Annotated in this window: 22 protein-coding genes, 1 tRNA gene and 1 pseudogene; 10 read left to right on the top strand and 14 right to left on the bottom strand. The window is 71.9% G+C overall.

What is annotated here, in order from left to right; all coding sequences use genetic code 11:
• Positions 1-11: 11 nt before the first annotated feature.
• Both KUG38_RS12195 and KUG38_RS12190 read right to left on the bottom strand, forming a co-directional pair.
• The gene (locus tag KUG38_RS12195; RefSeq protein ID WP_216922009.1) at positions 12-1,028 is read right to left on the bottom strand and encodes a Rieske 2Fe-2S domain-containing protein; all 1,017 of its coding nucleotides are present in this window, start codon (positions 1,026-1,028) and stop codon (positions 12-14) included.
• 1 nt (position 1,029) lies between these two features.
• On the bottom strand, positions 1,030-2,052 hold the full coding sequence (locus KUG38_RS12190; RefSeq protein ID WP_216922007.1) for an aromatic ring-hydroxylating dioxygenase subunit alpha: 1,023 nt from the start codon (positions 2,050-2,052) through the stop codon (positions 1,030-1,032).
• 157 nt (positions 2,053-2,209) lie between these two features.
• On the opposite strand from KUG38_RS12190, the gene KUG38_RS12185 reads away from it, so the two are divergent.
• Together KUG38_RS12185 and KUG38_RS12180 are read left to right on the top strand one after the other, a co-directional pair.
• On the top strand, positions 2,210-2,728 hold the full coding sequence (locus tag KUG38_RS12185; RefSeq protein ID WP_094586692.1) for a Crp/Fnr family transcriptional regulator: 519 nt from the start codon (positions 2,210-2,212) through the stop codon (positions 2,726-2,728).
• Between the two features lie 38 nt (positions 2,729-2,766).
• Positions 2,767-2,946 (top strand): hypothetical protein, encoded by a 180-nt coding sequence (locus KUG38_RS12180; RefSeq protein WP_094586690.1) that lies wholly within the window; start codon positions 2,767-2,769, stop codon positions 2,944-2,946.
• A gap of 57 nt (positions 2,947-3,003) precedes the next feature.
• Here KUG38_RS12180 and KUG38_RS12175 read toward each other — a convergent pair whose 3' ends face one another.
• Both KUG38_RS12175 and KUG38_RS12170 read right to left on the bottom strand, forming a co-directional pair.
• On the bottom strand, positions 3,004-3,432 hold the full coding sequence (locus tag KUG38_RS12175; protein ID WP_216922003.1) for an RNA recognition motif domain-containing protein: 429 nt from the start codon (positions 3,430-3,432) through the stop codon (positions 3,004-3,006).
• Between the two features lie 65 nt (positions 3,433-3,497).
• Positions 3,498-4,763: a tRNA nucleotidyltransferase/poly(A) polymerase-related protein gene (locus KUG38_RS12170; RefSeq protein ID WP_353617802.1), complete on the bottom strand. Its 1,266-nt coding sequence runs from the start codon at positions 4,761-4,763 to the stop codon at positions 3,498-3,500.
• 94 nt (positions 4,764-4,857) lie between these two features.
• Here KUG38_RS12170 and KUG38_RS12165 point away from each other — a divergent pair, with 94 nt between their 5' ends.
• Genes KUG38_RS12165 through KUG38_RS12155 form a run of 3 tightly spaced genes read left to right on the top strand, consistent with a single transcriptional unit; the run spans position 4,858 to position 6,493 of the window.
• Positions 4,858-5,115 carry a Ycf34 family protein gene (locus KUG38_RS12165; protein ID WP_094586684.1) on the top strand — a complete coding sequence of 86 codons (258 nt, stop codon included), beginning with the start codon at positions 4,858-4,860 and terminating at the stop codon, positions 5,113-5,115.
• Complete coding sequence (gene tsaB, locus KUG38_RS12160; protein WP_216921988.1) at positions 5,112-5,768, top strand: tRNA (adenosine(37)-N6)-threonylcarbamoyltransferase complex dimerization subunit type 1 TsaB; 657 nt, start codon at positions 5,112-5,114, stop codon at positions 5,766-5,768. Before KUG38_RS12165 ends, tsaB begins: the two co-directional genes overlap by 4 nt.
• Positions 5,762-6,493: a YdcF family protein gene (locus KUG38_RS12155; RefSeq protein WP_353617801.1), complete on the top strand. Its 732-nt coding sequence runs from the start codon at positions 5,762-5,764 to the stop codon at positions 6,491-6,493. The genes tsaB and KUG38_RS12155 overlap by 7 nt, the downstream gene beginning before the upstream one ends.
• Here KUG38_RS12155 and KUG38_RS12150 read toward each other — a convergent pair.
• The 5 genes from KUG38_RS12150 to rpaB all read right to left on the bottom strand — a co-directional run bounded on the left by KUG38_RS12150 (position 6,435) and on the right by rpaB (position 11,217).
• A complete protein-coding gene (locus KUG38_RS12150; RefSeq protein WP_216921985.1) occupies positions 6,435-7,160 on the bottom strand; it encodes a lysophospholipid acyltransferase family protein in 726 nt (241 codons plus the stop codon). The two genes, KUG38_RS12155 and KUG38_RS12150, sit on opposite strands and share 59 nt — an antisense overlap.
• A complete protein-coding gene (gene fabD, locus KUG38_RS12145; RefSeq protein ID WP_216921982.1) occupies positions 7,157-8,029 on the bottom strand; it encodes an ACP S-malonyltransferase in 873 nt (290 codons plus the stop codon). Before fabD ends, KUG38_RS12150 begins: the two co-directional genes overlap by 4 nt.
• A gap of 27 nt (positions 8,030-8,056) precedes the next feature.
• Positions 8,057-9,064, bottom strand: coding sequence for a beta-ketoacyl-ACP synthase III (locus KUG38_RS12140; protein WP_216922234.1), 1,008 nt, complete (start codon positions 9,062-9,064; stop codon positions 8,057-8,059).
• Positions 9,065-9,137: 73 nt separating this feature from the next.
• Positions 9,138-10,490, bottom strand: a complete 1,353-nt coding sequence (gene plsX, locus KUG38_RS12135; RefSeq protein ID WP_216921980.1) for a phosphate acyltransferase PlsX — start codon at positions 10,488-10,490, stop codon at positions 9,138-9,140.
• Complete coding sequence (gene rpaB, locus KUG38_RS12130; protein WP_216909380.1) at positions 10,471-11,217, bottom strand: response regulator transcription factor RpaB; 747 nt, start codon at positions 11,215-11,217, stop codon at positions 10,471-10,473. The genes plsX and rpaB overlap by 20 nt, the downstream gene beginning before the upstream one ends.
• Before the next feature lie 103 nt (positions 11,218-11,320).
• Between rpaB and radA the strand changes: the two genes are divergently transcribed.
• Positions 11,321-12,784, top strand: a complete 1,464-nt coding sequence (gene radA / locus KUG38_RS12125; RefSeq protein WP_216921978.1) for a DNA repair protein RadA — start codon at positions 11,321-11,323, stop codon at positions 12,782-12,784.
• A gap of 7 nt (positions 12,785-12,791) precedes the next feature.
• On the opposite strand, the gene KUG38_RS12120 is transcribed toward radA, so the two are convergent.
• Entirely contained in the window at positions 12,792-13,313 is a 522-nt protein-coding gene (locus tag KUG38_RS12120; RefSeq protein ID WP_094586668.1) for a photosystem I assembly protein Ycf3, read from the bottom strand.
• Between the two features lie 117 nt (positions 13,314-13,430).
• On the opposite strand from KUG38_RS12120, the gene KUG38_RS12115 reads away from it, so the two are divergent.
• Genes KUG38_RS12115 through KUG38_RS12105 form a run of 3 tightly spaced genes read left to right on the top strand, consistent with a single transcriptional unit; the run spans position 13,431 to position 17,462 of the window.
• Entirely contained in the window at positions 13,431-15,842 is a 2,412-nt protein-coding gene (locus tag KUG38_RS12115) for a heavy metal translocating P-type ATPase (protein WP_286195979.1), read from the top strand.
• Positions 15,839-16,492, top strand: coding sequence for a dTMP kinase (gene tmk, locus KUG38_RS12110; RefSeq protein ID WP_216921976.1), 654 nt, complete (start codon positions 15,839-15,841; stop codon positions 16,490-16,492). Before KUG38_RS12115 ends, tmk begins: the two co-directional genes overlap by 4 nt.
• On the top strand, positions 16,485-17,462 hold the full coding sequence (locus tag KUG38_RS12105) for a DNA polymerase III subunit delta' (protein ID WP_216921974.1): 978 nt from the start codon (positions 16,485-16,487) through the stop codon (positions 17,460-17,462). Before tmk ends, KUG38_RS12105 begins: the two co-directional genes overlap by 8 nt.
• Positions 17,463-17,485: 23 nt before the next feature.
• On the opposite strand, the gene KUG38_RS12100 is transcribed toward KUG38_RS12105, so the two are convergent.
• The 4 genes from KUG38_RS12100 to KUG38_RS12085 all read right to left on the bottom strand — a co-directional run bounded on the left by KUG38_RS12100 (position 17,486) and on the right by KUG38_RS12085 (position 19,559).
• Positions 17,486-18,283 (bottom strand): response regulator transcription factor, encoded by a 798-nt coding sequence (locus tag KUG38_RS12100; protein WP_216921972.1) that lies wholly within the window; start codon positions 18,281-18,283, stop codon positions 17,486-17,488.
• 203 nt (positions 18,284-18,486) lie between these two features.
• Positions 18,487-18,558 (bottom strand) — tRNA-Asn (locus tag KUG38_RS12095).
• Positions 18,559-18,588: 30 nt separating this feature from the next.
• Complete coding sequence (locus tag KUG38_RS12090; protein WP_216921969.1) at positions 18,589-19,299, bottom strand: ABC transporter ATP-binding protein; 711 nt, start codon at positions 19,297-19,299, stop codon at positions 18,589-18,591.
• Positions 19,296-19,559: a UPF0367 protein family gene (locus KUG38_RS12085; protein ID WP_216921966.1), complete on the bottom strand. Its 264-nt coding sequence runs from the start codon at positions 19,557-19,559 to the stop codon at positions 19,296-19,298. Before KUG38_RS12085 ends, KUG38_RS12090 begins: the two co-directional genes overlap by 4 nt.
• A gap of 181 nt (positions 19,560-19,740) precedes the next feature.
• Between KUG38_RS12085 and KUG38_RS12080 the strand changes: the two are divergent.
• Positions 19,741-19,914 (top strand): annotated as a pseudogene (locus KUG38_RS12080) (photosystem II D2 protein (photosystem q(a) protein)); the annotation flags it as partial.

The following is a 19,914-nucleotide window of genomic DNA, read 5'->3' as shown; positions in this document are numbered from 1 at the left end:
GCAGGCGCGCCTCAGACCCGGGCGTGTTCGCGCATCATCCGCCGGTACTCCACCAGGATCAGGTCGGACTCGATCAGCACCTCATGCGAGCCCCGGAAGCTCACCCGCTTGGGCTGCTGTTCGCTGATCACGGCCGCGTCCTCCTTGGAGATCTGCAGGCCCGTGTCCAGGGTGATGCGATCGAACAGGCGATTCAGCACCGGCGTGGCGGTGAGGAAGTTGCGGCCGTTGGTGACCCGGACGGTGGTTTCGCCGTCGTTGTCGGGCACATGGGCCTGCAGGGCCGCCAGGGTCACCGCACCGAAATGGATGATCGAGACCACCACGTTGGGGTAGAGGAAGCGGTACTCCTTGTAGGCATTGGCGCTGTCCCCCTTCAGCAGCAGGCGGGTGAGGCCATTGAGCTTCTTGACCTTGATCGGCATGCGCCCGTAGAGGCTGCCGGGTCCCACCTGCACCGGATAGTGCTCGAGGCTGAAATCGGTGGTCGGGTCCACCCGTCCGATGCTTTTGCCGTGCACGAAGGCGGCGTGGGTGGGGTCGATGCCGTTCTCGATCGTGCGGGTGAAATGGGTGGCGTAGGTGTAGGCCATGTCACCGCCGGCCCGCAGGGTCAGCCCCTCCAGTTCCGGGATGTCGAGCACATCGCCATCGGGGCTGGCCTGGCTGCCGGCCAGCCACAGCCAGACGAACCCGTGCCGCTCCCGGGTGGGGAAGGTGCGCAGCCGCGCCTGGCGCGGGATCGACTCCTCGGCCCGCAGGGCCGGGATGTGCACGCAGGTGCCCTGGGCGTCGTACTGCCAGCCGTGGTACGGACAAACCAGGCTGTCCCCCTTCGCCCAGCCCCCCGCCAGGGAGCAGCCCCGGTGGGCGCAGCGGCCATCGAAGGCCAGCACCCGGCCGCCGCCATCGCGCATCAGCACCACCTCCCGGCCCTGGAAGCGGTGGGCCAGGGGCTGGTCGCCCACCTGGCTGGAGAGCCCGACGGCGTACCAGCAGTCGGTGGGCCAGGACGACGGGGTCGGCATCTCAGGGCGTGGGGACGGGGGGCGTGGGCACGGGGGCGGTGGCCGGGCAGGCCCGGGCCAGGGCACGCCTGTAGGCCAGGATCAGCTGGTCGGAGGCCAGCAGCAGCTCTTCCCCCTGGGTGCTCCAGGACGGGCCCGGAGGCTGGGTTTCCACCACCGCCTTGTCCTCCTCGTAGGTGTCGACCGTGTTGCGGATCGAGTTGCCGTCGGCCCAGCCGTAGGGGAGGAAATTGCGCACGCCGATCCACTTGGTGAGGGTGGTGTGGTCGTCGACGGGGATGTTGCTGGCGAAATAGATGTACTGATACCCCTTCCAGTTGAAGTCCAGGGCGATTCTGTTGACGTTGGGAAGGTAGCCGGTGAGGGTGGAGCTGGAGTGGCTCCTTTCCCTCTTGACGATGTACTTCAGCAGGCCCACCCGGGCCGGCGGCTTCAGTTTGTGATGGGTGGACACCAGACCCGGTTCGCTCACGATCTCCAGGCTTTCTACGCTCGCGTCCTCCCGGTTGCCGAAGAAGGGCCGGTGCACGAAGGGGGCGTGGGAGGTGTCCAGCGCCGACTCCACCACCCGGCTGAAGTGGGCGTTCCAGGTGTAGGACCCGCTCACCGCCCGCCAGCCCGGCTGACCCAGTTCCGGGAAGGGGGGGATAGGCACCTCGGAGGCCCGATCGGCCTCGCCGGGGAAGATCCAGAGGAAGCCGGACTGCTCCTGGATGGGGAAGGTGGCCATCCGGGCCCGGGCCGGGATGGGTGTTCCCGGGGGGTCGGCCGGAATCCGGACGCAGTGCCCATCCACGTCATAGCTCCAGCCGTGGTATGGGCAGCGCACGCAGGAGCCCTCCACCCATCCCCTCGCCAGGCTGGCGCCGCGGTGGGCGCAGTAGTCGGCCAGTGCATGGGCCTGGCCGGCCGCATCACGGAAGAGGAGGTAGCGGCGCCCCAGGAGGGTGACGGAGACGGGTTGGTCGCGAAGCCCGTGGGCATGCTCCACCGCATACCAGAAGTTCTCGAGTCCCTGGGTCATTCCTCGGGTCGTTCCTCGGGTCGTTCCTGAGCGGGGTGCGACCCGGGTTCCACGGACCGACCGACCCTGTTTAGCACCGATGGGGCCTGGATCCAAGATGAACCGGCTGAAGGAATTGCTGAACGATTTAGAATCGGTTTCTGCTGAGCGGCGACCATTGCGCAAGCTTCACCTGGACCCCGGTGAGTTCGCCTACCGAAGTGGAGACAGTGGCCAGGAGGTGTATCTCGTCCGCACCGGGGCGATCGAACTGGTCACCCTCTATCCCGAAACCGGAGAAGGCATTGACGGGCGCCATGGCCCGGGCCACGTGTTCGGTGAGGTGGAGCTGATCGACGGCCGGGCCCGCACCCACACCGCCAGGGCCTCCCAGCCCACGGAACTGCTCGTCTTCAACCGCGACGAGCTGATGGACCTGCTGTTTGAGCACCCCGAGCGCAGCCTGGTGCTCGGACGCAGCGTCTTCGACCGCCTCCGGGACCTCTACACCAACGAGACCCTGGAGTCCGATCTGGCCCGGCTGCGCGAGGAGATGCAGGCGAGCATCCGCGACGCGGTCGTCGCCCATGAGGGCAGGGTGGTGCGCAGCCACAGCGGCATGGCCGCCATCGCTGTTCCGATCGTGCTGATGGTGCTGCTGGCGATCGGTTCCTACTGGTACTTTCACCGGGGCTGAGCCCCATGCACCCAGCCCATCCCACCTGGCCCCGTTCCATGAGCATCCAGCCGGTCCCCCCTGAAGACAAGGAGCACGCCCTCTCCGAGTTCCGGGAGCTGATCAGTGCCGACGTGGAGGCCGGTATCGACAGCCACGAGCGCAGGATGAGCCGCATGGGCTTTCTGTTCCTGGCGATCTTCGTGGGCGTGGTCGGGTTGATGGCCGTTCTCCCCTGAGGCCGTCCCCCAGGCCCGCCCCCTGGCGGGAGAGAAGGCCAGGGGGGCGACGTCAGCTCAGACCGCGGCTTTCTGGTTGGCCAGCAGGCTCTTCAGCTTGGCCAGCTCGCCGGCCCAGCGGGGATCGGGGGCGCCTTCGCCGACGGCGTCGGCATGGACCACCTTGTTGACGCTCTTGCGGGCGGCCGTGGGGGGGCTGCCGGGGCGGCGGTCGTTGCCGGCGGCACCGCGGACCTCACGGCGCTGCTCGGAAATCTCGATGCGCAGGGTGCTGCCGCCGAAGTCCTTGCCGTTGAGCTGGGCGATCACGGCCTCGGCCTGGGCCAGGTCGTCGACGTTGGCGAAGCCGAAGCCACGGCAGGTTCCGGTCTCCCGGTCGTTCACGGCCTTGAAGCGAACCCCTTCTCCCACGCTCGAGAAGAGAGCATCCAGCTCTTTGGCATCAAAGGTTTGCGGCAGGTTGCCGACATAGAGACGAACGCTCATGGGGAGGGGCTCAGGAAAGGAAAAAACTCTGGCAGGCGGTGCGATCGCGCCATTGCATCCAGCAGTTAATCACGCCGTGGGTCCGGGTCTGCGCCGGGTCCAGGGCGGTCGAGCCAGAGCCGGGCCGCGGCAACGGCCTCTTCAACTGCAGACGCGTCGGTCAACTCCGCTGTGTCCGTCGCTGCTGTTCCGCCGAGTCGACCGAAGGCCCGCTCGGCCGTCAGGTGATCGATCAGCTGGCCCAGGCGGGGGCCCGGCGGGATGGCCAGGAGTTGCTGCAGCCGGCGGCCGTCGAGGGGCGGGCGGGGGTGGAACAGGCGATCTGCCGGGTTGCGCCACCGCACCATGGCCGCCCGTGCCGCCGCCGGATCCAGCGGCATCAGCAGGGCGGGCAGATCCTCCTCCAGCTGGCGGTGCAACTGCAGCCGGTCCGCTTCGCCCAGGGCCTCCAGGGACGGCCCGCTCCGGGGTGAATCGCTGCGCTGGAGCCGGTCGTGCCAGTGACGCAGCCGCTGGCAGCGTTGCTGCAGGCGCCGGCTGGCCCGCAGCCGCTCCAGGGTCGGGCCGTCGAGCACGGCCGCCAGCCGCGCCAGCGGCAGGGCCCAGGCTGCTTCCGGCGGCGTCAGGCCGCAGGCTTCCGGCCGTTGCGGCCCCAGGGGCTCCAGCCGGGGCCCGGACCCGTCGGCGGCCCCCCAGGGCTGGAGCAGCCCCGCCTCCAGGGCCAGCTCCAGCCCCCGGTGCCCCTCGGGAGCGGCGGCCAGCCGTTCCAGCTCCGCCAGCACCCGCTCCCCGGCCACGGCCGTGATCCGCTGCCGATGGCGCCCGATCAGCTCCCAGGTGGCCGGAGCGATGCTGAACGCCAGTTCGCAGGCCAGCCGCACCCCCCGCAGCAGCCGCAGGGGGTCATCGAGCAGGTTGGCTTCGCTGATGGCCACCAGCCGGCCTGCCGCCAGATCCGGCAGGCCGCCACAGGGGTCGACCAGCTGCAGATCCGCGGTCGATCCGCGGCCTGACGGCGTCGCTCCCTCCAGGGGCAGGGCGATGGCGTTGGCGGTGAAGTCCCGGCGGGTCAGATCGGCAGCCAGATCCTCGCCGGCACAGCGGGCCAGGTCGATCGTCCAGCCCTGCAGCACCAGCCGGGCGATCGAGCGCTCCTGGTCAAGCACCACGCAGCTGCCCCCCAGCTTCCGCCCCAGGCGCCGGGCCAGGTCGATGGCGTCCACGGGCACCACCAGGTCCAGATCCGGCCGGGCGGTCAGGCGGCCCAGCAGGCCGTCCCGGACCGCCCCCCCCACCAGTGCCGTGCCCGCCGGCAGCTGGTGCGGGGCCACCGGCCAGGTCTCGGGCGCCAGGACCCGCCACAGTTCAGGGACTTGACGTCCCGGCTCCCACGCCACAATGGGCGCCCTGCTGGGCCGCGGCGGCATGTGCATCTGCGTGGATTGCCACTGGGTCGAGCGGTGTCAGGCCTACCACGCGGTCGAGCGCCAGCATGGCGTCGCCCATCTCAATCCCCACCCTGACTTCAGCCCCCGCCAGCCGCGCATCCACGTGCAGGTGATCGATCTCGACACCGCCGGCACCAGCGTCGGGGTTGAGTGGGACGTGCGCGCCTGCTCCGACTTCCGTTCCGATCCGGGCCGCTGGCGTCGCTGTCGCCCCGACGGACCCCTGCCCCGATGAGTGTCCTCTCTGCTACGGACGGGCGCCCCTGGCTGCTGGCCCTGCACAGCTCCAGCGAGAGCCTCGGTGTGGGGCTGCAGCGCCTCGGGGCGGCGGCGCCCGAGCGGCTGGAGACGTTTCCCCTCGGCCGCTCCCTGTCCAACGGACTGTTCGACTGCCTGGAGTCGGTGCTGCCGGCCAGCGCCTGGCCCCGGCTGGGCCGCCTGGCGGTGGCCATCGGCCCCGGAGGCTTCACCGGCACCCGCCTGACGGTGGTGCTGGCCCGCACCCTGGCCCAGCAGCTGGCGCTGCCCCTGGACGGAATCAGCAGTTTCCGCCTGATGGCCCGTCGCCTGCTCACCGGGTCCGAGCCCCCCGGCGACGGTCCCTTCTGGTTGCTGCAGGAACTGCCGCGCCGCGGGGTGGTGGCGGGGCTCTACGGCGCCGACCCGGGCCAGCCCGGCGGTGTCGCCGAGCTTGAGGCCCCGCGGCTCCATCGCAGCAGCGAGGCGCTGGCCCCGTACCCGATCCGTCCGGCCCTGGTGCAGCTGCCGGAGGACGTGATCCAGCTGCTCGGCTTCGGTGCGGCCAACGCCTCGGAAGGACGGGCCGCCCCCTGGCAACCGGTGCTGCCCCTCTATCCCACCAGTCCGGTGGAGGCGCTCCCATGCTGAGCCGCCCCGGACCCCGCCCCCAGCCCCGGCCGCGCCGGCGCCGCCCGCGGCGCCCAGCCACCACTGCCGCCACCACTGCCGCCGCCACCATGCCCCCGGCCGTCGCCCCCCAGCGCTCGCGCCGCGGGCAGCGCCCCCGGCGACCCGTTTCGGGCCGGGTGGTGTTGGCGGGCCTGGCGGGACTGGCCCTGCTGTGGCTCTCCCGCGGCGGCTGGTGGCCCACGCCGCCGCCGCCCCAGATGATCCTGGTGCTGGGGGGGGATGCGGATCGGGAGGCGGCGGCGGCCCGCCTGGCCCGGGTGGACGGACTGCCGGTGGTGGTCACCGGCGGCACCAACCCCGAGTACGCCCACTGGCTGTTCCTGCAGAAGGAGGGTCTGTCCCCCCGCCAGGTCCAGCTCGACTACCGGGCCCGCGACACGATGTCCAACTTCACCTCCCTGGTGGACGACCTGCGCAAGGCCCGGATCCGCCATGCCCTGCTGGTCACCTCCGCGGACCACATGGAGCGGGCCCTGCTGGTGGGACGGATCGTGGCCGGCAGCCGCGGCATCCATCTCACCCCGGTCCCGGTGTCCTGCGGCGAGCTCTGCGTCGTCGAGGGCCGGCGGCGCCTCTGGGGCGACGGCGCCCGGGCGGCCCTCTGGGTGATCAGCGGTCAGGACATCAGGCCGTGGGTGGAAGAGCGGGTGGCTCCCTGGCTGGAAAAAGCAGGCTTCCGCTGATCGGACCCAGGTCGAGCATCCGGTTGATCTGCTCCTGGGCGGCGCGGGTGGCGGCGTCCAGGTCGGGGCGGCGCCGGGAGGCCGGCGGTGGGATCGGGGTGCCGATGCGGATGTGGATCGGCACCAGCCGGGGGCCGTGGCCGCCGGGGCCCAGGGCCCGGTGGCTGTTGATGATCGCCACCGGCAGCAGCGGCACCCCGGCCCGGGCCGCCAGCAGGGCTGCTCCGGGCTGGGGGGCATTGACGCGGCCGTTCGCCTGCCGGGTGCCGTCGATGAATACGCCGGTGGCCCAGCCCTGCAGCAGCCGGTCGGTGGCGACGCGGATCGCTTCGCGGTCGCCGGCACCGCGCTCCACCGGGTAGGCGCCGCAGGCCCGGATGATCGCCCCCAGCAGGGGCACCCGGAACAGTTCGGCTTTGGCCATGAAGGCCACCGGCCGGCCGAGGGCATGGCCCAGCAGCGGCGGATCCAGGTGGGAGCCGTGGTTGGCCACCACCACCACGGCCCCCTCCAGGGGCACGTTGTCGTTGCCGGTGGTCCGGCCCCGGAACAGCACCCGGAAGACCGGGAACACCAGCAGGTAGCTGATCAGCCGGTAGGTCAGGCTCGGCTTGGGCGTGCTCAGCAGGGCAGGGGGATCGGCGGGGGGGCGGCGGCGGCGTCTCACTGGCCCAGGTCGCCGGAGGTGGCGATCTGGGCGGTGCCGAGCCCGGGGCAGCTGCGCTTGATCAGGCCGGAGAGCACGTTGCCCGGCCCGATCTCCACGGCGGTGCTGATCCCCTCGGCCTGCAGCCGGTCCATCGTCTCCCGCCAGCGCACCCCCATGGTCATCTGCTGGCGCAGGCGCTCCTTGAGCACCGTGGCGTCGGTCTCGGGCCGGGGATCGGCGTTGCTGAGCACGGGGATCCGGGCGTCAGCGAACGGCACCGCCTCCAGTTCGGCGGCGAAGGCCTCGGCGGCGCCGGCCATGAAGGGGGAATGGAAGGCGCCGGAGACCGCCAGGGGGATGGCCCGCTTGCAGCGCACCGTCGCCGTGACACTGGCCAACGCTTCCGGGGTGCCGGAGAGCACCACCTGGGCGGCGCTGTTGTCGTTGGCGATCACCACCCCCTCGGTGGCGGCCACCGCCTGGTCGAGCTCGTCCCGGTCGAAGCCCATCACGGCGGTCATGGCGCCGCCGCCGGCGGCGGCCATCAGTTCGCTGCGGCGGCGCATCAGCTTCAGGCCGGTCTCGGCATCGAAGACCCCGGCGGCGTAGAGCGCCACCAGCTCCCCCAGGCTGTGGCCTGCCACCAGCCGGGCGCTGCGGCCCTGGCCGTGGAGCGCATCCACCAGCAGGCTCTCGACCACGAACAGGGCCGGCTGGGTGTGGCGGGTGTCGTTGAGCTCGTCTCCGGCGCAGATGGCCAGCAGGTCACGGCCGAGCAGCTCGGAGGCCCGATCGAAACGCTCCCGGGCCCCGGGAAGGTCGATCACCCCCTCGGCCATCCCCGGCTTCTGCGAACCCTGTCCCGGAAACACCCAGGCGATGGCCATGCAAGCCTCCCGTGCAACGGCAGGAGATTAGGGCTCGGCTGGGGGGACCCCCGGACCGCTCCAGCGGAACAGGGCGGCGCCCCAGCTGAGGCCGGCGCCGAAGCCGCTGCTGGCGATCAGGTCGCCGGCGCCCACCCGCCCATCCCGGACGGCTTCGTCGAGCATCAGCGGGATCGTGGCGGCCGAGGTGTTGCCGTAGGCCGAGAGGTTGCTGAGCACCCGCTCGGCGGGCATGGCGAAGCGGTCGGCCACCGCGTCGAGGATGCGCTGGTTGGCCTGGTGCAGCAGCAGCCAGTCCACGTCGGCGGCGGCGGTGCCCGTGGCCTCCAGCAGCTCCGCCAGCACGGCGGGCACCTCGCGCACGGCGAACTTGTAGACCTCCTGGCCGTTCATGTGGATCGGCGCGAAGCCGCCCACCTGGGCGGAGAGATCCCCCACCAACGGCTGGTGCTCGGCCACCTGGGCCAGGGTGAGGCAGGCGTTGCGGCTGCCGTCCGAGCGCATGCGGAAGCCCACCAGGCCGTCGTCAGCGGGGTCACAGGCCTCCACGGCCAGGGCACCGGCCCCGTCGCCGAACAGGACGCAGGTGCGGCGGTCGTCCCAGTCGAGCCAGCGGCTCAGCTGGTCGGCGCCGATCACCAGCACCCGCCGCATCGTGCCGCCGCGGATGTACTGGGCCGCCGTGATCAGGGCGAACAGGAAGCCGCTGCAGGCGGCGGTGAGATCGAAGGCCACCGCTCGATGGGCCCCCAGGGCCGCCTGCACCCGCGGGGCGGTGCCGAACAGGTCGTCGGGGCTGGAGGTGGCCAGCAGGATCAGATCCACCTGCTCGGGGGCCCAGCCCGCATGGGCCAGGGCCGCCCGGCCCGCCTCGGCGGCCAGGCTGGTGACGGTTTCCCCGGGCCCGGCCACGCGCCGGGCCCCGATGCCGGTGCGGCTGCGGATCCAGTCGTCGTTGGTCTCGACCCGCTCGCTCAGCTGGTCGTTACTGATGCTGGCGGCGGGGAGGGCGCGTCCGCAGCCCACCAGGGCCATGCCCCGCAAGGCGGCCGTGGTCCCCGTCGTGTCTGACCCGAGCGGCACCCATTCGGTTCACAGGTGGGCTCAGTCAACCACAGGTGGTTGCCACTCCGGCGCTCCCCTCGCCGAGGGCGTGCAGGTCGTCCATGACGCCGTGGCTGGCGGCGGAGTGGGCCAGCCGCAGGGCGCTGACCACCGAGAGGGCCCGGCTGCTGCCGTGACCGATGACGCAGATGCCATCGACCCCGAGCAGCAGGGCGCCGCCGTGCTCGGCATGGTCGAGGCGTTTCTTGATCCGCACCAGGTTGCTGCGCAGGAACGCCGAGCCCACCTTGCCCCGGCGTCCCCGGGGCAGCTCGGCCCGCAGCACGTCCAGAAGGACGCTGCCCACCGATTCGAGGAACTTGAGCAGCACGTTGCCGGTGAAGCCATCGCAGACCACCACGTCGAAGTCGCCGGAGAGGATGTCGCGCCCCTCGCAGTTGCCGGCGAACACGAAGCGCTCGTCGGCGGCCAGGAGCGGATGGGTGCGCAGGCAGAGGTCGTTGCCCTTGCACTCCTCCTCGCCGATGTTCACCAGGCCGATGCGGGGCCGCTTCACCTGCAGCACGTCGCGGCTGTAGATGTTCCCGAGCAGGGCGAACTGGTGCAGCCATTCGGGCTTGCAGTCCATGTTGGCCCCCACGTCGAGCACCAGCACCTGCTGGCTGGGGTCCTTGGTGGGGAACAGGGCGCCGATGGCCGGGCGGTCGATGCCGGCCAGCCGGCCGAGGCGGAAGATCGCGGCCGCCATCACGGCGCCGGAGTTGCCGGCGGAATAGACGGCGGTGGCCTCGCCCTTCTTGACCAGGTCCATGGCCACGTTGATGCTGGCGTCGCGCTTGCGGCGCACCACGGTGGCCTCCTCGTGCATGCCCACCGACGGGCCGCTGGGCACCAGCTGGATCAGGCCACGCTGCACCGCCTCCTCCAGCTCCTGGCCCAGGCCCATGGCCGCTACCGCCTGGCGCAGCGGCTCCGGCTCGGCCACAAAGCGGATGCGCAGGGGCAGCAGGGCCACGGCCCTCAGGCAGCCCTCCAGGATCGGCCCCGGGGCGTGGTCTCCGCCCATGCCGTCGACGGCCACCCAGAGGCGCTGCCGGTCATCGATGGCGGCGCCGGTGTGGCTGCCCTGCTGCAGACGCCGCAGGGGATCGAACACCAGGGGCTGGAGCACGGATCCCGCCACGTTGGTGGCGGCGCCGGCCATGCTGCCGGCCACGGACACCGCCCCCGAGGCGGCGCCGCTGGCCGTGGCGGTGGCGGTGCCCACGAGACTGGTGACGGCCGCGTTGCGGCGATACCAGATCACCAGGCGGCGGATCGTGCGGTTGGGTTTGGGGCGGTTGGAGGCGAAGCGACGGCCGTCGCGCCCTGCGCCTTCAGGATCCTTCGGTGGCAACGGGTTCAACGATGCGCTGGAACAGATAGCCGGTACCCCGCGCCGTGAGGATCAGCTCGGGGTTGGCCGGATCATCCTCCAGTTTGGAGCGCAGCCGTGAGATGTGGACATCCACCACGCGGGTGTCCACGTGACGCTCGGGCGTGTACCCCCACACCTCCTTGAGGATCTCGCCGCGGCTGAAGGGCTCGCCGGAGCGGCTCACCAGCAGCTCCAGCAGGCTGAACTCCATGCCGGTCAGGCGGATGCGCTCGTCGCCCCGGTACACCTGGCGCTTGTTGGTGTCGATGCGGAGATCGCCCACCTGGATCACGCCGGAGTTGGGGATCCCGGCGCCCGGGTCCTTCTCGACCCGCCGCAGCACGCAGCGGATGCGCGCCTCCAGCTCCTTGGGGCTGAAGGGTTTGACGACGTAGTCGTCGGCCCCGAGCTCGAGGCCGGTGATGCGGTCAGCCACGTCACCGAGGGCGGTGAGCATGACGATCGGCACGTCCGATTCCTTGCGCAGCTCCTGGCAGACGCCGTAGCCGTCGAGCTTGGGCATCATCACGTCGAGGACCACCAGGTCCGGCAGGACGCGGTGGAAGGCCTCGATGGCCTCCTCGCCGTCGCAGGCGGTGACCACCTGATAGCCGATCATCGAGAGGCGCGTCTCGAGGATCCGGCGAATGCTGGCCTCGTCATCGACGACGAGGATCGTTTCCTTGGCGGTGGGGGAGGCCGTCATTGCGCGGCGAGGAGAATGCAACACGGTTCCGACCCACTGAACCGGCCGGAAGGTCGGGAATTCACCGAACGCCACCTTTCTTCATACACACCGCCCGCTCCCCTTGGCCCGTCCCGGTTCCTCGTTCGTCTGCCAGGCCTGTGGGGCCAGGACGCGGCAGTTCTTCGGCCGCTGCTCCGGCTGCGGCGGCTGGAACACCCTGGTGGAGCAGAGCGAGCCGAGCGGCGACAGCCGCCGGCGCCGGCCGGTGGCGGCCGCTGCCGCTCCGGGGGCTGACGGGGCCGGGACGCCGGGGCGGCCGCGCCGCTCCGAACCGATCCAGGCGGTGGGGGACCGGCCCCTGCAGCGCCTGGCCAGCGGCTACGGCGAACTGGACCGGGTGCTGGGGGGTGGCCTGGTGCCCGGTTCCCTGGTGCTGCTGGGGGGCGACCCGGGGATCGGCAAGAGCACCCTGCTGCTGCAGAGCGCCCGGGCCATGGCCGCCCGGGCGGTGGTGCTCTACGTCAGCGCCGAGGAGTCGGCCCAGCAGGTGAAGCTGCGCTGGCGGCGCCTGGCCGAGGACGGCCCCGGCGCTGGACCCGGCGCCGTGCCGGAGGCGGGTGACGGCGAGGGCGCGGGCCTGCGCCTGCTGGCGGAGACCGACCTGGAGCTGGTGCTGCAGGAGCTGGAGACCCTGCGGCCCGAGGTGGCGATCATCGACAGCATCCAGGCCCTGCACGACGCCGAGCTGGGCAGTGCCCCCGGGTCGGTGTCCCAGGTGCGGGAATGTGCCGCCGCCCTGCAGCGCATCGCCAAGCGGCAGCACACCGCCCTGGTGCTGGTGGGGCACGTCACCAAGGAGGGGATGCTGGCGGGCCCCAAGGTGCTCGAGCATCTGGTGGATGCGGTGCTCACCTTCGAGGGGGATCGCTTCGCCAGCCACCGGCTGCTGCGGGCGGCCAAGAACCGCTTCGGCGCCACCCATGAACTGGGGGTGTTCGAGATGCGGGGGGCGGGGCTGGTGGAGGTGAGCAACCCCAGCGAGCTGTTCCTGGCCGGGGATGGCCCCAGCCCCGGCACCGCCACGATCGTGGCCTGCGAGGGCACCCGCCCGCTGCTGGTGGAGGTTCAGGCCCTGGTCAGCCCCACCAGCTATGCCAGCCCGCGGCGCACCGCCACCGGCATCGGCACCAACCGCCTGCACCAGATCCTGGCGGTGCTGGAGAAGCACATGGGCCTGCCCCTGTCCCGCTTCGACTGCTACCTGGCGGTGGCCGGCGGCCTCGAGGTGGAGGAGCCGGCGGCGGACCTGGGGGTGGCGGCCGCCGTGGTGGCCAGCTACCGCGACCTCACCCTGCCGGCGGGCACGGTGCTGCTGGGGGAACTGGGCCTGGGGGGGCAGCTGCGGCCCGTGGGCCAGCTGGAGCTGCGCCTGCAGGAGGCGGCCCGGCTGGGGTTCGCCCGGGCCGTGGTGCCCCGCGGCAGCGCCCTCGGGCCGGTGGCGGCCGGCCTGGGCCTGCAGTTGCTGGAGGCGGCCACGGTGGCCGAGGCCCTGGTGGCCGGCCTGGGGGTCAACCCCGCCGAGTGAGAGCGGCTCAGAAGTAGACGTCGACGTTGCTGCGGCCGGAGGACTTGAGCCAGTTCTCGATGTCCAGGTAGCCGCCCGGGTAGAGGCGCACCGCCTTGGTCCAGTAGGCGGCGGCCTCGTCGAACCAGCGGTCGGCCGCGTCCTGGTCGCCGGTCTCCTCCGCCAGCCGGCCCCACTTCTCGTAGATCAGGCCCATGTTTTTGAGGCAGGAGGGGGAGTTGCCGTTGGCGTCCAGGGACTGGCGGTAGAAGTCGAGGGCCTTTTCCTCCTCGCCGTTGCTCATGAAGATGATCGCCATGTTCTTGAGGATCTCGCCCCGGTCGATGCTGTTCTCCTCGAGCTTCAGGGCCTCCTCGTAGTTCTCCAGCGCCTCGGCGTAGTCGCCGTCGTTCTGGGCCGACAGGCCGTCGCGGTAATAGACGTAGGCCTCCTTCGCCTTGGGATCGATCGGCAGCAGCTTGACGATCAGGTCGGCCATGACCGTGAAGCTCTTGTCGATGAAGTTGTCGTTGCGCTGCGAGCGGGGCAAGGGTCCAGGTCCGGATCTTGCACCCATCCTGCCTTGGGCGGCCGGGGCAAGGGTGTGGCGGCTCCCTAGCCTGGGGCCCGGCCCCCCGCTCCGGCACCCAGCACCGGCACCCCCCGCTTGAGCGCCACCCCCCCTGCCAGCAGCCTCCGCGAGCCGTTGCTCCTCGATGTGGAGGGCATGAAATGCGGCGGCTGCGTCCGCGCCGTGGAGCAGCGCCTCCTCCAGACCGAAGGGGTGCGCCAGGCGAGCGTCAACCTGCTGACCCGCACGGCCTGGGTGGATCTGGAGCCCCGGGTGGACGGACCCGACGGCTCCGCCGCCGATCCGCTGCCCGCCCTGCTGGGCAGCCTCGAGGGCCTGGGCTTCCAGGCCCGCCTGCGCCCCCAGGAGCCGGAGCCGGCCAGCCAGCGGGAGCGGCGCCAGGCCGAGCAGTGGTGGCGCCACTGGCGCCAGCTGCTGGTGGCCCTGCTGCTGCTGCTTGTCTCCGGCCTGGGGCACCTGGCCGACGCTGGTCTGCTGGCCTGGCGCGGTCCCTGGCCGCTGCTGGGCAGCCCCTGGTTCCATGCCCTGGTGGCCACCCTGGCCCTGGCCTTCCCCGGCCGGCCGATCCTGGTCCGCGGCGTCCGTTCGGCCCTGGCCGGGATGCCCGGCATGGACACCCTGGTGGGACTGGGGGTGGCCAGCGCCTATCTCTCCAGCCTGGTGGGCTGGCTGTGGCCGGCCAGCGGCTGGCCCTGCTATTTCAACGAGCCGGTGATGCTGCTCGGCTTCGTCCTCACCGGCCGTTTCCTGGAGGAGCGGGCCCGCTACCGCACCGGCCGGGCCATCGAGGAGCTGGGCGCCCTCCAGCCCGACCATGCCCTGCTGCTCCTGGGCGACGGCCCCCCCCGCCAGGTCCGGGTGGGCGGGCTGCGGCCGGGGGACCGGCTGCGGCTGCTGCCGGGCGACCGGGTGCCCGTGGATGGGGTGGTGCTGGAGGGCTGCTCGCGCGTCGATGCCTCCAGCCTCACCGGGGAGCCCCTGCCCCAGTCCGTCGAGCCGGGCAGCGAGCTGGCCGCCGGTCTGCTCAACGTCGAGAGTTCCCTGGTGCTGGAGGTGCGCCGCCGTGGTGCCGACAGCGCCATCGCCCGCATCGTGCGCCTGGTGGAGCGGGCCCAGGCCCGCAAGGCGCCGATCCAGGGCCTGGCCGACAGGGTCGCCGGCCGCTTCACCCTCTTGGTGCTGCTGCTGGCGCTGGCCACCCTGCTGTTCTGGTGGCTGTGGGGATGCCGGCATTGGCCCGAGGTGCTCACCATGGCCGCGGCCGCGGGCCACGGGGCCCATGGGCATGGCGCCTTGGCCCACGGGGGCGTGGGAACCGGCACCCCCTTCAGCCTCGGGCTGCAGCTGGCCATCGCGGTGCTGGTGGTGGCCTGTCCCTGTGCCCTCGGCCTGGCCACGCCGACGGCGATCACCGTGGGCTCCGGGCTGGCGGCCCGTTCCGGCCTGCTGTTCCGGGGCGGCGATGCGATCGAGACCGCCTCCCGGCTGGAGGCGGTGCTGTTCGACAAGACCGGCACCCTCACCATCGGCCGTCCCCTGGTGACGGCCGTCCGGGTCGTGGGGGCGGCCCCGGGCAGTCCGGCGGAGGTGGCTGAGGCCGCCCGGCTGGTGCAGCTGGCGGCGAGCCTCGAGCAGCACAGCCGCCATCCCCTGGCCCACGCCGTGCTTCAGGAGGCCCAGGGCCGGGGGCTCCCGCTCCTGGGCGTCAGCGGGGCCCAGACCCTCCCCGGCGAAGGGGTGCAGGGGCTGGTGGAGGGCTCCGGCCTGGTGCGGGTGGGCCGGCTGGACTGGCTGGCCCGCCAGGGGGTGAGGGCGGAGCCCGCTGCCACGGCCCTGCAGCAGGATCTGGAATCGGGTGGTGCCACCTTGCTGGCGGTGGCCGCCGAGGGGCGGCTGCTGGGACTTCTGGCCGTGGAGGACCGGCCCCGGGCCGATGCCGCCGCCACCGTGGGCCGCCTGCGGCGGCTGGGGCTGCGGCTGGGCCTGCTCAGCGGTGATCGGCGCGCCAGTGTCGAGGGGCTGGGCCACCAAGTGGGCCTGCGGCCCGAGGAGCTGGCCTGGGAACTGCGACCCGAGGAGAAGCTGGAGCGGCTCCTGCTGGCCCATCGCCGGGGGGCCGTGGCGATGGTGGGTGACGGGATCAACGATGCCCCTGCCCTCGCCGCCGCCGACCTGGGCATCGCCGTCGGCACGGGCACCCAGATCGCCCAGGAGAGCGCGGCCCTGGTGGTGATGGGCGAGGGACTCGACGGCATCGTCCGGGCCCTGGAGATCGCCCGGCGCACCATGGCCAAGGTCCGCCAGAACCTGGCCTGGGCCTTTGGCTACAACCTGATCGTGCTGCCCATCGCCGCCGGTGCGCTCCTGCCGGGCTTCGGTCTGAGCCTCTCGCCCGAACTGGCGGCCCTGCTGATGGCCTTCAGCTCGATCACCGTGGTCGGCAACGCCCTGCTCCTGCAGGGTCTCCCGAGGGATGCCGCGCCATGAGCGGGCGCTTCCTGGTGCTGGAGGGCATCGACGGCTGCGGCAAGACCACCCAGATCGAGGCCCTGCGCGCCTGGCTGCCGCTCAGCGGCCTGATGGCGCCCGGCGCCCGGCTGGTGGTGACGCGGGAGCCGGGCGGGACGGCCCTGGGCCAGGCCCTGCGCGCCCTGCTGCTGCGGCCGCCGGAGGGGGCCGCCCCCTGCAGCCTCTGCGAGCTGATGCTCTATGCCGCCGACCGGGCCCAGCACGTCGAGGAGTGCCTGCGTCCGGCCCTGGCCGCCGGCGACTGGGTGCTGAGCGATCGCTTCAGCGGCTCCACCGCGGCCTACCAGGGCTATGGCCGCGGCCTGCCCCTGGCCACCATCCGGCAGCTCGAAGTGTTGGCCACCGGCGGCCTGGAGCCCGATCTCACCCTCTGGCTGGATCTCCCCCTGGCCGGATCCCTGCAGCGCCGGGGCGACCGGCCCGCCGACCGCATCGAGGCCGCGGGCGAGGCCTTCCTGCAGCGGGTCAGCGACGGCTTCGCCACCCTGGCCGCCGAGAGGGGCTGGCACCGCGTCGCGGCCGGAGGGCCGATCGAGCAGGTGACGGGCCGCTGCCGCAGCCTGATCACGGAACACCTGGGCGGCGCCGGCGCAGGCGGCCATGGCTGAGTTGCTCGCCGATGCTGGGCTGTTCGCCGATCTGGTGGGCCAGCCCCAGGCGGTGGCCCTGCTCACGGCTGCCCTCGAACGGCGGCGGCTGGCGCCCGCCTACCTGTTCGTCGGCCCCGACGGGGTGGGCCGGCGGCTGGCGGCCCTGCGCCTGCTCGAGGGGGTGCTCGCCGGTGGCACCGCCGGTTCGGTGCCGCTGCGGCGACGTCTGGCGGCGGGCAACCACCCCGATCTGCTCTGGGTCGAACCCACCTACCTGCACCAGGGCCGGCTGGTGAAGGCTTCCGAGGCCGAGGCCCAGGGCCTCAGCCGCCGCAGTCCCCCCCAGCTGCGCCTGGAGCAGGTGCGGGAGGTGACCCGGTTCCTGGCCCGCCGTCCGGTGGAGGGGGAGCGGTCCCTGGTGGTGCTGGAGACGGTCGAGGCGATGGCCGAAGCGGCCGCCAATGCCCTGCTCAAGACCCTCGAGGAACCGGGCCACGGCCTGCTGATCCTGCTCACGGCAACGCCGGACCGGCTGTTGAGCACCATCCGCTCCCGCTGCCAGGCCATCCCCTTCGCGCGGCTGTCCCCCGCCCTGGTGCGCCAGGTGCTGGGGCGGCTGCCGGTGGCCGAGGGGACACCGGAGCGGGCCTTAGCCGATCCCCCCGAACTGCTGGAGCTGGCCGCCGGATCTCCCGGGGCCCTGCTGCACCACCGGCGGGTCTGGCAGGGCTTGCCCGAGGGACTGGCGGAGCGGTTGCTGGCCCTGGGCCGGGAGCCGATGGAGGCCCTGGGCCTGGCCCGCGACCTCAGCGAGGCCCTCGATGGCGAGCAGCAGCTCTGGCTGCTCGACTGGTGGCAGCTGCACCTCTGGCGACGGCGCCAGGAACCGGCACCCCTGCGGCGCATCGAGCAGCTGCGCAGCCACCTGCTGGCCTACGTGCAGCCGCGGCTGGCCTGGGAGGTGGCCCTGCTGGACCTGGGCGGGTGAGGAATGGCGGCTGAGGGGTGCCCTCAGGCCACCGCGCCCTCGCCGGTCTTGGGAACCGCGGAGAGCCTGGCCTCCCTGGCGGAGCGGATGGCGGCGGCAAGGGATTCGATCTGATCGGTGGGGGGCAGCTCAAGGCAGTAGCCGGCGCCGTAGACGGTCTTGATGAAGCGGGGTTTGCGGGGATCGGGCTCGAGCTTGGTGCGCAGGTGGCGGATGTGGACCCGGATGGTCTCGATGTCGTCGTCCGGCTCGTAGCCCCAGACCTCCTTGAGGATCAGGGAGGGGGCGACGGTCTGGCCGTGGCGCTGCAGCAGGCAGTGGAGGAGTTCGAACTCGGTGTGGGTGAGGCGGACGGGGGCGTCGAACCAGATGGCCTCGAAGCGCTCGGGGACGAGGGTGAGGGAGCTGAAGCTGAGGATCTCGTTGTGCTTGGCGGAGAGGGGTGCGCGCTCGCTGCGCCGCAGGAGTGCCTTGACCCTGACCATGAGCTCCTCAAGATCGAAGGGCTTGGTGAGGTAGTCGTCGGCGCCGGAGTTGAAGCCGCTGACCTTGTCCTTGGTGCTGCCGAGGGCGGTGAGCATCAGGATGGGGATCTTGGCGGTGCGCTCGTCGCGGCGCAGGCGCTGACAGAGGGTGAGACCGTCGACCTTGGGGAGCATGAGGTCGAGCAGGATCACATCGGGGCAATACTGAACGGCAAGGGCTTGGCCCTTGATGCCGTCAGCGGCCCTCTGGACATCGAAGCCGCCGTGCTCAAGGTGTCCGGCGACGAGATCGAGCATGTCGCCGTCATCTTCGATGAGCAGGATGGAGGGCTTCATGGGTGTTCGAGGCGAGGCGAGTCGTCGTGGGTGCCTGGGTAGGGAGCACGGGGACGGGAGAGGACAGTGTCGCGGTTTTGTGTTGACACTGCAGGGATGAGGGTGCAGGTGCGCACCTGGCCGGGGGCTGAATCCGGCTCAGCGGACCACCATCACCGGCCGGTACCGGAGTGATGGGGCCCGGCAACGGGCGGAAGGAGAAACTCCCCGGGCGGGATTCGAACCTGCGACCAATCGGTTAACAGCCGACCGCTCTACCACTGAGCTACCGAGGAAGACACCCGGCGGACCGGGATTCGAAGACCTTACCTTTCGGCCCCGCCGGCGGGCAAGGGGGCCAGGGAGCGGCGCAGGCTTTCGCCGCTCTGCCAGGGGCCGATCGCGCCGGCTTCCATGCGGGCGGCCCCGTCACAGCACTCCAGTTCCTCGAGACGGTGGGTGATCCACAGCGCGGTGAGGGGGGATGGGCTGCGGTGGCAGAGCCGATGGATCAGCTCCAGCACCTCCTTCTGGCTGTCCGGATCCAGCAGGGCGGTGGGTTCATCGAGGAGCAGCAGCGTCGCGGCGCTGGCCAGGGCCCCGGCGATCGCCAGCCGCTGCTTCTGGCCGCCGCTCAGGGTGTGGATGGGGCGCTGCTGCAGGCCCTCCAGCCCCACCTGGGCCAGGGCTGAGGCCACCCGAGCGGCACGGGCCGCGTCGTCGAGTCCCTCGGGGAGGGCCAGCTGCAGGTCGCTGCCGCAACTGGGCAGCAGCAGCTGGTGGTCGGGGTTCTGGAACACCAGGGCCGGTCGGCCCTGGCAGGTGATGCGGCCGGCCGTCGGCGTGAGCAGGCCGGCGACCAGGCGCAGCAGGGTGCTCTTGCCGCTGCCGTTGCTGCCGACGAGCATCCACAGGCCCGGCCCCGGAATCCGCAGCCGGCAGTCCCGCAGGGCTGGAACGCCTTCGCCCCAGCCGAAGCGGAGCCCCTCGATCTCCAGGGGCGGCTCGACCGCCCCGGATGGAGCCGATGCGCTCAAGGCTCGAAGTTGAAGCCGGGACGCTTGCCGCCGCCGGCGACCGACGACTTCTCATAAATCTGCACGGCGACGATCTCGCCGCTCAGCAGACTGACGCGCTTCTGCTCGTCCTTCTCGCAGGTGAGCTCGAGCACCTTGGGGTGCCCGCTCTCGAGCGCCTGACGCACTTCCCCGTACAGGGCCCGGGCGGCCTCCAGCTCCTTGCGCTGGACGGCAACGGGCATGGGGCTGAGCCGGAGGGAGATCTCGACGACGTACATGGTGGAGGGGGCTGGGGGCCGGGACGGCGGGGAGGGCGAGCCAGGCCACTCTGGCGAATCGCCGGCCGTCCGGGAGAGGTGGGTACTTGTACTCATTCCCTGATGGCGACGGCCCCCTTGGCCGCACAGAAAGGGGCTCTTCTCTTACGATCGGGTTGTAACGCTTCGTGAAGCACATCCCATGACGATCGCCCTGGGGCGCGCCCCTGCCACGCGTGGATGGTTCGACGTCCTCGACGACTGGCTCAAGCGCGACCGCTTCGTTTTTGTGGGGTGGTCCGGTCTGCTGCTCTTCCCCACGGCCTATCTGGCCCTGGGCGGCTGGCTCACCGGCACCACCTTCGCCACCTCCTGG

This window comes from Synechococcus sp. CCAP 1479/9 (assembly GCF_019038535.1).
GTDB lineage: Bacteria > Cyanobacteriota > Cyanobacteriia > PCC-6307 > Cyanobiaceae > Cyanobium.
This window is presented reverse-complemented; position numbering and strand designations above follow the sequence as displayed.

Bases quoted from the DNA above. Each gene is read 5' to 3' on its own strand.
- KUG38_RS12180 (WP_094586690.1), top strand. From the start codon at position 2,767: ATGAGCATCCAGCCGGTCCCCCCTGAAGACAAGGAGCACGCCCTCTCC.
- KUG38_RS12100 (WP_216921972.1), bottom strand. From the start codon at position 18,283: ATGAAGCCCTCCATCCTGCTCATCGAAGATGACGGCGACATGCTCGAT.
- KUG38_RS12140 (WP_216922234.1), bottom strand. From the start codon at position 9,064: ATGGCCCTGGTGGGCTGCGGACGCGCCCTCCCCGCCGCCAGCATCAGT.
- tmk (WP_216921976.1), top strand. From the start codon at position 15,839: ATGAGCGGGCGCTTCCTGGTGCTGGAGGGCATCGACGGCTGCGGCAAG.
- KUG38_RS12190 (WP_216922007.1), bottom strand. From the start codon at position 2,052: ATGACCCAGGGACTCGAGAACTTCTGGTATGCGGTGGAGCATGCCCAC.
- KUG38_RS12195 (WP_216922009.1), bottom strand. From the start codon at position 1,028: ATGCCGACCCCGTCGTCCTGGCCCACCGACTGCTGGTACGCCGTCGGG.
- tsaB (WP_216921988.1), top strand. From the start codon at position 5,112: ATGAGTGTCCTCTCTGCTACGGACGGGCGCCCCTGGCTGCTGGCCCTG.
- rpaB (WP_216909380.1), bottom strand. From the start codon at position 11,217: ATGACGGCCTCCCCCACCGCCAAGGAAACGATCCTCGTCGTCGATGAC.
- KUG38_RS12175 (WP_216922003.1), bottom strand. From the start codon at position 3,432: ATGAGCGTTCGTCTCTATGTCGGCAACCTGCCGCAAACCTTTGATGCC.
- KUG38_RS12165 (WP_094586684.1), top strand. From the start codon at position 4,858: ATGTGCATCTGCGTGGATTGCCACTGGGTCGAGCGGTGTCAGGCCTAC.
- KUG38_RS12155 (WP_353617801.1), top strand. From the start codon at position 5,762: ATGCTGAGCCGCCCCGGACCCCGCCCCCAGCCCCGGCCGCGCCGGCGC.
- fabD (WP_216921982.1), bottom strand. From the start codon at position 8,029: ATGGCCATCGCCTGGGTGTTTCCGGGACAGGGTTCGCAGAAGCCGGGG.
- KUG38_RS12085 (WP_216921966.1), bottom strand. From the start codon at position 19,559: ATGTACGTCGTCGAGATCTCCCTCCGGCTCAGCCCCATGCCCGTTGCC.
- KUG38_RS12105 (WP_216921974.1), top strand. From the start codon at position 16,485: ATGGCTGAGTTGCTCGCCGATGCTGGGCTGTTCGCCGATCTGGTGGGC.